Source organism: Sulfuricurvum sp. (assembly GCF_023229695.1).
GTDB lineage: Bacteria > Campylobacterota > Campylobacteria > Campylobacterales > Sulfurimonadaceae > Sulfuricurvum.
Genome location: NZ_JALNYS010000003.1, coordinates 55,059 through 67,370 on the forward strand (window position 1 = coordinate 55,059; position 12,312 = coordinate 67,370).

The following is a 12,312-nucleotide window of genomic DNA, read 5'->3' on the forward strand; positions in this document are numbered from 1 at the left end:
AATTTTAGAAAGGTACATCCGTATCAGGAAGTAATCGACCTTTATAAACCAAATTTTCATCAAAAAATAAGGAAAAATCGATACCGTTTGGACCAACTGGTACTGAAAAACTAAATCTCAATGGTGTTGGTGTAGCCATCTGCAAATAGCTCGATATGCGCGTCAGACCACTATCGATGACTGTATATTGTGTTTTCACATCAAATAAATTCATTTTTGTATTCGCCAATTCTATTGTTAGTAATTGCCCACTTAGAGTCACTTTATTGACATATAATCGATCTCGGTAAAATATCCCATCTTTGGTAAAGACTTTTATTTTATCGCTATACAATTTTTGGACATCTTTATTCATTAGACTCAAAAGCGTTTCTCGTTCAGCTTCTGATCTGACACAGATATACTTCAAAAATTCCTCTATTTTCAACTTATCACGTACCAACACCTCTGCATGTCGGCAATAAATAACATGCCGACTGTAAGGGTCAGAAGGAAGTGACTCTCTGTTATAGATATAGTTGAATTCCAATTTTTTCAAATCGGTAATGTCATCATAGATTTCAGGTTTAGCCGCTGCAATATTTCCATTACTAAAGTGAATGTCCGGTAATGAGAGCAATTTTACAAAATCGAAGAGTAGAAATACTGGCACAGGACAGTGCGCATTATTCGAGATAGAAGCAAGAGTCTTAATCCCTTCATTGCGGAATTGGGTAGGTGTTTTCGCTCCAAAATAAAATCGTACGTATTTTTTTAGTTCATTATCTGTCCCACTGATCACCGCATCGTTTGCATTATCATTGTTCATCAAACCTTGTCTAATTGCTTGATCACGACTATAAAGAATCCCTGCATTAAGAACAGAGGCGATATTATTCACATCACTATAATGAAAAATAAATTTTGGCCACCAACTTTGAAATCCGCTTGGGAAATTTGCTAACAATTCAGCTTGAAACTTCTTAACGAAATCCTCTCTCGTCATGCTGCGAATGTTCCTGACTCATTTTCCGTTTTAGGTTGCATATGAGGTAATAATCTAAGCCCTACTTCTGATTTATCACCTTCTCCGATTCTTGTCGTGGTCATCAAATCCATAGAACTCAACACGTTCATGACTGCATCACCATGAACAGCCAAATGCGCAGGTAACATGGATTTGCGAACAATACCGTTCGCTTTTAATTCCGACCATAAATTAATTAATGTATCTGTTGACATATGTACTTCAAAACTTTCGCTTGATATTTTTATGCCATCATCCTCTCCATAATTTTCCCACACAACTTCAAGCAAAGACCCATCCAATGTCTGAATCGTTTTTGGAATAAGAGACTCAAATTCTTTTCGCACTAAAGAAACAAACTCATGATTACTTAAATACACGGCATCACTCTTTAACCACGATTCCATTGCAGATGTTTGTAAATGTTCAGGAGTCAAATCATCTTTTTCAGCTATATGTATATACACATCTATCGGTAGATTTTTTAAATACCGTTCCATTAAAGGACGTACTTCATCCCATTCAAGACCTCCGTTACCGCAACCTAACATCGGAAAAGAAATCGAACGAATACCAAGCCGCTGATAATGGTCAACAAATTTTTGCAAACCTGCTTCAATATACTCTAAACGAGAAGCTTTACGCCACTCTTTTTTCGTCGGAAAATTTAAAATCCATTTATTTGATGTTTTAAAGAGTTGAAGTTTACCAATATTCAATAGTCCATTTTCACAATACTTTTGATAGCTGGAAAACATGTCAGGATATAATTGCTTAAATTTAAGAGCAAGCCCTTTTCCCATTACTCCAACCGTATTAACAGTATTGACCAACACTTGCGCATTAGATTCAAAAATGTTTGTACGTACATAAGTAATCATATATAATCATTCTTCGTATAAAATTGAATTACATTATATCAAGATAGGATGAAAATAATCATAAGTATAGCATTGTGTCAGCTGTCAAGTATTACTTTACACCTGATTTTCTCTCGCTCCCATCTCCCGAGTGGGAGTGTATCTTGGTATCCCTAACATCTGCGTTCCCACTTAGAAAGTGGGAACGAGAAAGCCCTCATCGAAGACCCGACGCAGGACCCTATTTTCATCTACAAAGAAGAGCATGCGGAGGCGTAAAAATTTCAATTTGACATTCCGATATAGAGAATATATAATACTATAGTATTATTTTAAATCGGAGGTCACCCATGCGTCAGACTACCAGTATCAAACTTGACCCTGCAGTCAAACAAGAAGCCCAAAAAATCTTCAATGAACTGGGGCTGAGTCTCGGTGAAGCAGTCAACCTCTTTTTAAATCAGGTGCGACTGCGCAAAGGGATCCCTTTCGACATCGAAATCCCAAACGAAGAGACCCAAGCGGTAATGAGAGACGTTTTGGAAGGGAAAAACCTCGAATCGTTTTCACTCGATGATTTGAAAAAAGAGAGAAAAACTGCCTAATGCGCCAACTCATACGGCATAAGCTTTTCAAAAAAGACCTCGATAAAGTCACCTTAACCGATCAGCAGTTTGCCAAGATGATTCAATATCTCTCACTACTGATCGAAGACAATGATCTACCGATAGAATCGAAAGATCATCCGCTAAACGGAGAATGGAAAAATTTTCGGGAATTTCATCTGGGCGGAGATATGCTCCTAATCTACCACATCGATGAAGACAATAAACAAATCGTCCTCATGCGGATCGGTTCACACGCTCAACTTTTTAGATAAACCGCATCCTTTTTGACCTTCTTATTGTAACTTCTGCGTCACCAGATCATTGACCACTTGAGGATTCGCTTTTCCGCCGGTCGCTTTGAGTACCTGTCCGACAAAGAAACCGAACAGTTTGGTATTCCCCGCTTTGTATTTTTCTACGTTGTCCGGGTTTTTCGCGATCACTTCATCGATGATCGGCCCGATGACTGAGGGATTGCTGATCTGTACCAGCCCCTGTGCTTCGACGATCTGGGCGGGATTTTTGCCGCTTTGGACCATCTCTTCGAATACCTGTTTGGCGATCTTGTTCGAAATGATTTCATCATCGAGCATTTTGACCAGCTCGGCGATCTGCGCGGGAGTGAATTTCAGCTCACTCGCCTCTTTTTCTTTCAGCTCTCGAGCCACCTCGTTTGCCACGATATTGGCGAGGGTTACGGGGCTGTTATGGTCTGCCAGCCCTGCTTCGAAGAAGCTTGAAAGTTTCTCATCGCGTGTGAGGGTATTGGCGACTTCATTGTTCAGATTCAGCTCGCCGGTATATTTCTCAAAACGTGCCTGCTCGGCTTCGCTCATCGGTGAGACTTCACCATCGATCTGGACAATTTTTGCTTTTATTCTTGGTACAGATGCACTGATTCTATCGACAGAAGCTTCGATTCTTTCTATTTTTTTGTTCCAAGAGTCTTTGAGCCCTACGATTTTGTTAAAGACCGGATGTTCGTCGCTGTAGTCGACCGGATCGGCATAAAAATACCCCTCTCTCTCAAACTGGAAGCGGACGTCGGGTTTCTCGGTGATGAGAGCCGGTTCGACCAGAGCGTTTTTGATCACTTTCAGCGAGTCTGGGTTGAGATCTTCGACCCCCTCCGGCGCTTCGCAGGTGTAGAGACGGTCGTAGAGTCTGACCTCGACCGTTTTGGCGCTCCGGGCATCGACCCACTGGATCGCACTCTTGACCTTAATCCCGCTCGTATCGGAACCGCTTTTGGATTCGGGATGGTACGTTGCAATAATCTCCGTGATGGTGCCGGAGCCGTCTTTGATCACCTCTTTGCAGGTGATGATGTAGGCGTGCTTGAGTCTTACCGGCTGCTCCAGCGTGAGACGGAAAAACCCTTGCGGAGGGTTCTCGCTGAAGTCTTCACGCTCGATGAAAATCTCGCGGGAGAACGGAAGTTTTCGGCTTCCCTCTTTTGGTACATCCTCAGGGTAGTAGGAGGCATCGAGCTCTTCGCTCCCCTCGTAATTTTCGATCGTCACTTTGAGCGGGTCAAGGACGCACATCACGCGCGGCACTTTGGTATTCAAATCATCGCGGATGCAGAACTCCAGCTGTGCGACGTCGACCATCGAGTTGGCTTTGGCGATACCGATCTGATGACAGAAGTTCAGAATCGACTCGGGGGTGTACCCGCGTCGACGCAATCCCGCGATGGTCGGCATGCGCGGATCGTCCCAGCCGCTGACGTATTTCTCGTTGACCAGTTCGAGAAGCTTTCGTTTGCTCATGACGGTGTAGTTGATCCCCAGACGTGCGAACTCGTGCTGATACGGGCGCGGAGCGCTCAACCCAAGTGTCTCGAGCACCCAGTCGTAAATGTCGCGGTTGTTTTCAAATTCCAGAGTACAGATGGAGTGTGACACCCCCTCGATATAGTCGGAGAGGCAGTGACCGAAATCGTACATCGGGTAGATATGCCACGCATCACCCGTTCGGTAGTGGTGCGCATGGCGGATACGGTAGAGGAGCGGATCGCGCATCTTCATGTTCGCCGCACTCATGTCGATCTTGGCACGCAAAACGTGCTCACCGTCTTTGAACTCGCCCTCTTTCATCCGCTCCAGCAAGTCGAGATTCTCTTCAACGCTGCGCTCGGCATAAACGCTGCGGCGACCCGGCTCCATCACCGTTCCACGGTACTCGCGGATCTCCTCTTCGCTCAGGCTGTCGACGTAGGCTTTGCCCATTTTCACGAGTTGAACCGCATATTCATAGATTTCGGGGAAATAGTCGGAGGTGTAGCGGACATTCCCCTCCCACTGAAAGCCCAGCCACTCGACGGCATCTTTGAGTGCCTCGACGTAGCGGGTATCTTCAGTCGTCGGGTTGGTATCATCCATCCGAAGGTTACAGTGCCCCTTGTAGTCGCGCGCAATACCGAAGTTGATCGCGATCGATTTGGCGTGTCCGATGTGGGGGAAGCCGTTTGGCTCGGGGGGAAAGCGGGTCACGACCTCGCTGTATTTGCCTTTTTTTAAATCCTCTTCGACGATGACGCGTAAAAAATCTTTGCTCTCATTCATATAAAAAACCTTCTTGATTGTGAAACTGCTTTATTTGGGCGTATTTTATCGAATTTGTCTGTAATAGCCGAATTATAACGATATTGCTGAGATGAATCGCGTAATATAATGACTAAAAACTCAGCAATTTCAGACTGTGCGGATGGGAATGTGGGAATTCAACCAAAGGGGTGGCCCAGTTTGCAGTATGCATTCCCATAGAGGAGGACGATGGGAATGAGTTAAAAACTTATTTTTTTGATTTGTTACGAATAGTAAGAATGAATTTCATACGAAATTAGCACATTTGACTAGGTCTACTCTCGACAAGGTGTAATCGATATTTAAGCGCATGGTGGGTTCTAAATTCTTGTTCAATGTTCATTTTTAGATTAGGCATACTACAAACATATTCCCATCGGCCTTGCTTTTTTTGCCCAATTATTGAGTTTTCGAATAAAAATGCCAAGTGTTCACGTTTTTGGCTTTCTGTCACATTTAGAAATTCATTGATATACTTTTCAGAATAATCATTATATGAAAATGTTTCAATTTGTATTGTTTGAAGTACAGAAAGCAAAGCTTCTATTTCTGGAAATTGATTGGACCATTCATCAATTAATTCATTATAAACACTAGCAGAGGCTTCCCGATCTGCTTCATATAATTCAGCTGTCGTGTATAAACCACTTTTATTAGGTTGGTGACACTCTCGAATTTTATTAAAATAAACAATCACATCTCTTGGTCTAAAGAATGAACGGCGCGTAATGTATTTAAAAGGAGGTGTCCCCTGTCTTGCAAAATTGAAATCAAATATATTTCCAGACTTTTTTTTCTCATCGATTACAAAATCATCAGGTGCATATTTTTTAATCCGTTCAAAGTACATTTCATCTAAACTCTCTGTGTCCCATGAAATTACAACAGCACTGTCTTGCAGAAGCTTATTTTTATCGTTAAATCGTAATGAATTATAAATATCCATTCTTAAAAATGGAACTACTTTTAATTTATCTTTAATATCCATTTCAATTGAAATTGCCCTACAAACATTAACAAGATTGATAAGCACCTTGCTATATTCTTCAATCTCTCCATGTAGCCAGTTTTCATCCAACTGATCTAAAGCAATAAGAATTTTATATTTCACACAATTATTTTTAAAAATTTTTTCAAAAAAACTCAGTAGCGTAAATGCATTAGACCGAAGTTTTGACTGAAGCTCTTTATCTTTGGCTACATCCTCGAAAGAAATTTCTCCAATATCAAATGATATATCATCAGAATCTATACCCGGCCCACCAATTTTCGATATACGTCCTATTTTTGAAAATATGACTTCTGCTAGACTTGGATCGGGGTTTCCATATATTTTCTCAATATAATTTTTAGCCCATTTTAATTCTTTATTTAGAGTTTCATTATTTGACTCTTTTATCTCAATTAGTTTTGACAATGCTTTAACCAAAAATAAATATTTCCAGCTTTTCTGATAAGCAGAAAGCTCACCGGCCAATGATTCTTTATATAGTTGATGAGCTGGCCACGGATAATCGCTAAAATTAATACAGATAGTATGATAACCATTCAGTGCACTTGCACCTGAATTTTTTAAATATTCGTATATTGCTGTCTTCCCCATACCTTTTCGGCCCAAAACGAGCCACGATCGGCTGTTTGTAATCTGATTCACTTCCGGTAATTGAAAAAAATAACTTTGCAAATCTGTATCAGTTTCAGCAGAAATCTGAAATTCAGGAAACCAGTCTTTAATGTCCATCTATAATTACCTCATTAATTTAAAATAAATCATATATTAAAAATATTTATTTTATTTATATTTACCTTAAAAATAAACTTTTTTTGCATTGATAAATAATTTTTATCAATTTATGCAAATATTAATTATTCAACAACTCTCAGTCTTCTCGAACAAATCTTGCAATCTCTCCTCATAATCTCCGACACATGAGGAGAAACAATATTATCTCGATTTAACCTTCTCTTCAATTTGCTGTAATTCTTTCAGATTTTCCTCATCTGCCCCGATGGCTTCCAATCGTTTGCGCTCAGTATCAAATGTCTCATAAACTTTTTCGACCATAATTTCCATCTGCTGATGGCTTATGCTTCCGTACCCTTTGAGAACTTCTTTGTCGTTAAACTCTATGATACGGTCGATATTCTCTCTCCAAAAATCCATTCTGACATCCTGACGATTTTTAGCCCGTAATTCTGCCGTTTCGAGGAATACCATGACAAAACGATTCAAACTGTCGATTTCATCCTCGACTAGATAGTTTTTTGCTGTATAAATGTCTTGTTTTCTAACCACAGAACCTTTGAAGCTTGTCAGTGCCATATTCGGTGCCGCTGCATCGGCACGGTTGACAATAATCTCAGCGGCGGTTTGCCCTGTAATCGCGTAAAGAAGTTTGTTTTGAGCTTCTGCAAAAAAAAGTTGTGTAGCTTTATCGGTCGGATCATAGTCACTACTGAGCGCGAATAGGTCTCGTACTTTTTGATAAAAACGCTTTTCGGAAGCACGAATATCTCGGATACGTGCTAAAAGCTCATCAAAATAATCAGGTTTCCCGTCAGGATTTTTAAGCCGTTCATCATCCATGATGAAACCTTTTACCATGTATTCGCTCAGGTTTTTATTTGCCCATTGGCGAAACTGTGTTCCCCGTTTGCTCCGTACCCGAAATCCGATCGCTAAAATCATTTCGAGAGAATAATATGATACGGAGTAGTTTTTACCGTCGGCGGCAGTTGTTAAGTAATCCTTAACAACTGAATTTTCATCCAATTCCCCTTCTTCGAAAATGTTTGAAATGTGCATACTGATGTTCGGTTTTGAGGTGGTGAAAAGTTCTGCAATTTGGGATTGATTCATCCACGCAGTGCCGTCACGTGCAAGAAGTGATACCGATGTTTTTCCATCCGAAGTATTGTAAATAATAACGTTATTCTCGTACATTCTTTTCCTTTACTCAAGATATTATATCAGGATGAAAAAGAATTCATTTTTTATATGACAAATTGTCACATCCCCTATTCTCGAACAAATCTTGCATTCTCTCCTCATAATCTCCGACATTATGAGGACAAACCATGAAACGTGTATATCTCGACAACAACGCCACCACCAAACTCGATCCGATCGTCAAAGTCAAAATGCAGCCCTTTTTCGAAGAGTTGTATGGCAATCCCAATTCCCTCCACCAGTACGGGATCGAAGTGCGCCCGTACCTGAACGAATCGATGGGATACATGTACGATGCGCTAAATGCTCCCGATGCCGATGACATCCTAATTACCTCGTGTGCGACCGAGAGTAACAATACTGTCCTGAAAGGGGTGTTTTTCAAACATATTCTGACAAATCCGTCCAAAAACCACATTATCGCTTCGGCGGTGGAGCACCCTTCCGTCCTCGAAACCCTCCACTTTTTGGAAGAACACGGAGCGGAAGTGACCTTCGTCGATGTCGACCAGTACGGATACGTCAGTGCGGAGCGGATCGCGGCGGCAATCACCGACAAAACGATCCTCATCTCAATGATGTGGGCGAATAATGAGACGGGGATGATCTTCCCCGTCGAAGAGGTAGCGGCCATCGCAAAAGAGAGAGGGATACTGTTTCATACCGACGCCGTACAGGCGATCGGAAAAGTAGCGGTGGATCTGACCAAAACGCCGGTTGATTACCTCACCTTCTCTGCCCACAAATTCCACGGTCCCAAAGGGATCGGCGGATTGTATGTCCGCAAAGGGTCCGAACTCCCGAACCTTCTTCACGGTGGTGAGCAGATGGGCGGCCGTCGTGCGGGTACTCTCAATGTCGCCTACATCATCGGGATGGGATTGGCAATGAAACAATCTGTCGGCCATCTGGACAAAATGAACAGCGACGTGCGTGCCCTGCGTGACCGTCTCGAAGACGCACTGGCCCTCATCCCCGATACAATCATCGTCGGAGACCGTGCACGCCGCACCCCGAACACCATTTTGATCTCGTTGCGCGGGATCGAAGGCGAATCGATGCTGTGGGACTTGAACCGTGCCGGTATCGCCGCTTCTACAGGAAGTGCCTGTGCTTCCGAGTCGCTTGAAGCCAATCCCGTCATGACCGCCATCGGCGAAGACCCGGAACTCGCCCATACGGCAATCCGCCTGAGCCTCAGCCGTTTCACCACCGCCGAAGAGATCGATTATACGATCGACGTTTTCATCAAAGCCGCTGAGCGTCTGCGCGCCATCTCTTCCACCTACGCCTATACGAACGAAGTGGGCTAATGCGCCCCTATCGAAACATCACCGATATCGAACTCGAAACACTCGGTGCCACACGCGAATGGGATATCAAAACGGCCCTTTCGCTCCCCCTCCCGGCTCAGATTCTATGGGTCCATTCAACCCGTGAAAAATTTCAGCGCCTTGATCCTCTTGATCCGTGTCTGGTGAAAACCATTACCGTTGAAAGGATTTCGGGGGATGTGATCAAAACCGATTTCGGCAGCTACAACCTCCAAACGGGGAAAAACATCTACACCTCCTGCGGCTGCAAGAAATTTTGTGACTGCTACGGACAGCTCTATCTGTTCAAAAACGTTTAAAAGCGACGGGCCCCTCCGTTAGCGGACGGTTGTCCCCGATTAGCGCTTAACGTTCACTCCATCTACTCCCGAAAGCTTCTCCCTCTTTTTAATCAGCGTTTTAAAGATCGCTTCGATATCGAGGATGGAGAGCATTTCACCCCGAACGGACCCCTCATCGGGGACAACAACCGCTTTGGTAAGGGGAGAGACCCCCGCAAGTGAACCCGAATACGATTTGATACAGCGAAGAGGAATTTCAGGACTATCTTTGATATGACGGATGACAATGGCAAATTTGGTCTCATTTTCACGGGACGATTTCAATACGATCAATTCATCGACATTCGGATTGTAACTGCTCGGCATTCCCAAAAGCTCATTTAACGACACCACACCGATCGTCCCCCCCTCTTTCGTACCGATTACCCCCAAAAAGTTCGCATCGCTCCCCAGAATACGGGTAATGTTTTGATGACTGAGCGAACCGACTACATTATGGGATTCAACACCGAAAAATTTGGTGCCGATATAAAAGGTCGAGATATCCACCGTCTCTTCCGACCCCTGCACGCTCGGGTAACTGCACGGCTGATAATGGTTGACGATACTGCATACTTGAGGGAGGTCTGATCGTTTTATGATGCAAAGAAAAATAAAAGCGATAATGTCGTTTTGGTAAAAATCGTGTTTTTTGTATTCACGATATCCATTCGATGTAAACAGCCCCATCACGTAATAGTCATTGTCCAACTCGACAATTCCCGAATTGCCACTCCCCTTTTCGAGGAGAAAATAGCCATCATCCACATGCAGACGCGAACCGACCGCATACGCAGAGCTTGTCGATCCGATAATGTTTTTTTGGCGATCACAAAAGAGGGCAAAACTCCCCTCCAGCCGATTCCCCTCTTTGTCATGGGGAAGCGCGTCCAGAAGCATCGCTTCAAATTGGGGCTGAGAGTCAAAAACGATCCCGATCCCTCCGACGATCTCTTCGGATAACGGATCGCTGATTCCCGCACTGTAGACGTAGGTATAGCGGTTGTCATAGAGAGGGGTTTTATAGAAGTGGCTGACGCTGTAGCGCTGCGAATCACTCATTTTGAGCGACTCCTCCACCCACCCCTCATCCACTTTATTCCCCACCAAACGCTTCTCGTTCGGATTGGATACGGCGAGGATCGTCCCGCTTCGATCAAATAAAAAGAGGTTGCTGTAGACCGTATAGAGGTTGTTGATGTAGCGCAAAATAGCTTCGAGTTCACGAAGATCATCGCCGGTAAGCTCCACAGAGGAGAGCTTCTCCTTAAACACCGAAGTCAATGCCCACCATCGACAGTCGTTTGCCCGCTCATACAGATTCCGATCCATGATATCGATCGCCAAAGAGGCATTGAACCGGGCATCGTCGAGATAGGCGGAAAGGACCGTCTGATTAAGGTTACTGATGGAGTCTTCAAACACTTTTTTGGTTTGATATCCGGTCTTGGAAATCTCATTCAAAAGCGATTTGGAAAACGAGTTCTCACTCGCTTTCGAGTTGGCGATTTGGACATTTCCGTTCCAAACGGTCACGTCAAGCTCTTTTTGGATCTGATCGGCCTTTTGCGGAATAATTTTCAACTCTGCGGAAAAAAGGGAAGAGTATTTCAAAACCGTGTCGAGGATATCGGCCGTGATACTTTCATACGGATGGGGAGCTTTTTCAAATGCGTGTTCGAGGGGAACCATGACATGACCGTACCAGCCCAAGCCGAAAAATCCCTGATACCCTTTGGTCGCGCAGGTTTTTGCCAGATATTCCCTGCCGGCGAAACGGACGATTTTATACGGTTCGTCCAGCACCTTTTCCATTCTGACACCGAGACGGATATGATTGGTATCGCTGCTGCTGATCACATACCCGTCCGAATCCAGGAGCAGTATCTCCATCCACTCTTTCTCGCTAATCAGATTCTTGAAAATCCCCTCCATCTCGTCTTCAAACCGGAAAATCAGGCTTAAGACGCCGATATTTTCCGACTCATCGCGGCTTGATCGGCTCACGCGGTAACTGTAGACCAGCGATCTTTCGGCACTCGGGACCAAATCGGTATGGCGAAAAACCTCTACGTATTCCGCAGAGGTCCCTAACGCCTCTTTGATCAACGGATCGGTGCTGCCGGTGATGGCGTTGCGTTCATCGAGTTGCGCGACGACAAAACCGCGCGTATCGGTGAGGATGATGTTGCTGTAAACGCTGTATTTGGCGACATACTCTTTAAATCTATTTTTCAGCGCTTGTCTTTGTTCTCGTAGTGAATGGCGTGCGACCTCATCGGCGGGCAGGGTTTGCGTATTCAGTAAAAATGCCCGTATATCGTCATCCGTTGCCAAAAAACCGATGTCTGCCGTCCGTTCAAAAAGGTTTCGTATGACGATATCCACCGCTACCTGAGCCTTAGCCTCCATCTCGGAGGTGGTTTTTTTCAGTATTTCCGCTCCGAGTTTATCGAGTAGCTCTGCCGTCAGCGTCTCAAAAGCGCAACGGGTATCATTCATATCCATTTCGGTATTGCTCATTTTTCCCAGCATCGTTAAAAGATTCCACTTTTCCGACAGCGCATCAAGCCCTTTTTGGTATCGCTCTACCGACTGCATGTATTTCAATAAACGATGATCCATCCATTACTCCCTCTTTGTAAC

The 12,312-nt window shown here is 43.9% G+C and carries 10 protein-coding genes; 4 read left to right on the plus strand and 6 right to left on the minus strand.

Annotated features, from left to right (window positions below):
• Positions 1-4: 4 nt before the first annotated feature.
• Together M0P91_RS02675 and M0P91_RS02680 are read right to left on the minus strand one after the other, a co-directional pair.
• Positions 5-985, minus strand: coding sequence for a DarT ssDNA thymidine ADP-ribosyltransferase family protein (locus M0P91_RS02675; RefSeq protein WP_295064135.1), 981 nt, complete (start codon positions 983-985; stop codon positions 5-7).
• Complete coding sequence (locus M0P91_RS02680; RefSeq protein ID WP_295064138.1) at positions 982-1,887, minus strand: macro domain-containing protein; 906 nt, start codon at positions 1,885-1,887, stop codon at positions 982-984. The genes M0P91_RS02675 and M0P91_RS02680 overlap by 4 nt, the downstream gene beginning before the upstream one ends.
• Positions 1,888-2,216: 329 nt before the next feature.
• Between M0P91_RS02680 and M0P91_RS02685 the strand changes: the two genes are divergently transcribed.
• Entirely contained in the window at positions 2,217-2,471 is a 255-nt protein-coding gene (locus tag M0P91_RS02685; RefSeq protein ID WP_295064141.1) for a type II toxin-antitoxin system RelB/DinJ family antitoxin, read from the plus strand.
• The gene (locus M0P91_RS02690; RefSeq protein WP_295064144.1) at positions 2,471-2,746 is read left to right on the plus strand and encodes a type II toxin-antitoxin system YafQ family toxin; all 276 of its coding nucleotides are present in this window, start codon (positions 2,471-2,473) and stop codon (positions 2,744-2,746) included. Before M0P91_RS02685 ends, M0P91_RS02690 begins: the two co-directional genes overlap by 1 nt.
• 21 nt (positions 2,747-2,767) lie before the next feature.
• Here M0P91_RS02690 and M0P91_RS02695 read toward each other — a convergent pair whose 3' ends face one another.
• The 3 genes from M0P91_RS02695 to M0P91_RS02705 all read right to left on the minus strand — a co-directional run bounded on the left by M0P91_RS02695 (position 2,768) and on the right by M0P91_RS02705 (position 8,006).
• Positions 2,768-5,041, minus strand: coding sequence for a glutamine--tRNA ligase/YqeY domain fusion protein (locus tag M0P91_RS02695; RefSeq protein ID WP_295064147.1), 2,274 nt, complete (start codon positions 5,039-5,041; stop codon positions 2,768-2,770).
• A 277-nt stretch (positions 5,042-5,318) separates the two neighbouring features.
• On the minus strand, positions 5,319-6,803 hold the full coding sequence (locus M0P91_RS02700; RefSeq protein ID WP_295064150.1) for a hypothetical protein: 1,485 nt from the start codon (positions 6,801-6,803) through the stop codon (positions 5,319-5,321).
• 204 nt (positions 6,804-7,007) lie between these two features.
• Positions 7,008-8,006, minus strand: a complete 999-nt coding sequence (locus M0P91_RS02705) for a virulence RhuM family protein (RefSeq protein ID WP_295064152.1) — start codon at positions 8,004-8,006, stop codon at positions 7,008-7,010.
• Positions 8,007-8,140: 134 nt separating this feature from the next.
• Here M0P91_RS02705 and M0P91_RS02710 point away from each other — a divergent pair, with 134 nt between their 5' ends.
• Entirely contained in the window at positions 8,141-9,325 is a 1,185-nt protein-coding gene (locus M0P91_RS02710) for a NifS family cysteine desulfurase (protein WP_295064155.1), read from the plus strand.
• Positions 9,325-9,645: a hypothetical protein gene (locus M0P91_RS02715; protein ID WP_295064158.1), complete on the plus strand. Its 321-nt coding sequence runs from the start codon at positions 9,325-9,327 to the stop codon at positions 9,643-9,645. Before M0P91_RS02710 ends, M0P91_RS02715 begins: the two co-directional genes overlap by 1 nt.
• A gap of 39 nt (positions 9,646-9,684) precedes the next feature.
• Here M0P91_RS02715 and M0P91_RS02720 read toward each other — a convergent pair whose 3' ends face one another.
• Positions 9,685-12,291, minus strand: coding sequence for a chemotaxis protein CheW (locus tag M0P91_RS02720; protein WP_295064160.1), 2,607 nt, complete (start codon positions 12,289-12,291; stop codon positions 9,685-9,687).
• Positions 12,292-12,312 lie beyond the last annotated feature (21 nt).

Excerpts from the sequence above, each read along its gene's own strand:
- M0P91_RS02675 (WP_295064135.1), bottom strand. The coding sequence starts at position 985 with ATGACGAGAGAGGATTTCGTTAAGAAGTTTCAAGCTGAATTGTTAGCA.
- M0P91_RS02680 (WP_295064138.1), bottom strand. The coding sequence starts at position 1,887 with ATGATTACTTATGTACGTACAAACATTTTTGAATCTAATGCGCAAGTG.
- M0P91_RS02685 (WP_295064141.1), top strand. The coding sequence starts at position 2,217 with ATGCGTCAGACTACCAGTATCAAACTTGACCCTGCAGTCAAACAAGAA.
- M0P91_RS02690 (WP_295064144.1), top strand. The coding sequence starts at position 2,471 with ATGCGCCAACTCATACGGCATAAGCTTTTCAAAAAAGACCTCGATAAA.
- M0P91_RS02695 (WP_295064147.1), bottom strand. The coding sequence starts at position 5,041 with ATGAATGAGAGCAAAGATTTTTTACGCGTCATCGTCGAAGAGGATTTA.
- M0P91_RS02700 (WP_295064150.1), bottom strand. The coding sequence starts at position 6,803 with ATGGACATTAAAGACTGGTTTCCTGAATTTCAGATTTCTGCTGAAACT.
- M0P91_RS02705 (WP_295064152.1), bottom strand. The coding sequence starts at position 8,006 with ATGTACGAGAATAACGTTATTATTTACAATACTTCGGATGGAAAAACA.
- M0P91_RS02710 (WP_295064155.1), top strand. The coding sequence starts at position 8,141 with ATGAAACGTGTATATCTCGACAACAACGCCACCACCAAACTCGATCCG.
- M0P91_RS02715 (WP_295064158.1), top strand. The coding sequence starts at position 9,325 with ATGCGCCCCTATCGAAACATCACCGATATCGAACTCGAAACACTCGGT.
- M0P91_RS02720 (WP_295064160.1), bottom strand. The coding sequence starts at position 12,291 with ATGGATCATCGTTTATTGAAATACATGCAGTCGGTAGAGCGATACCAA.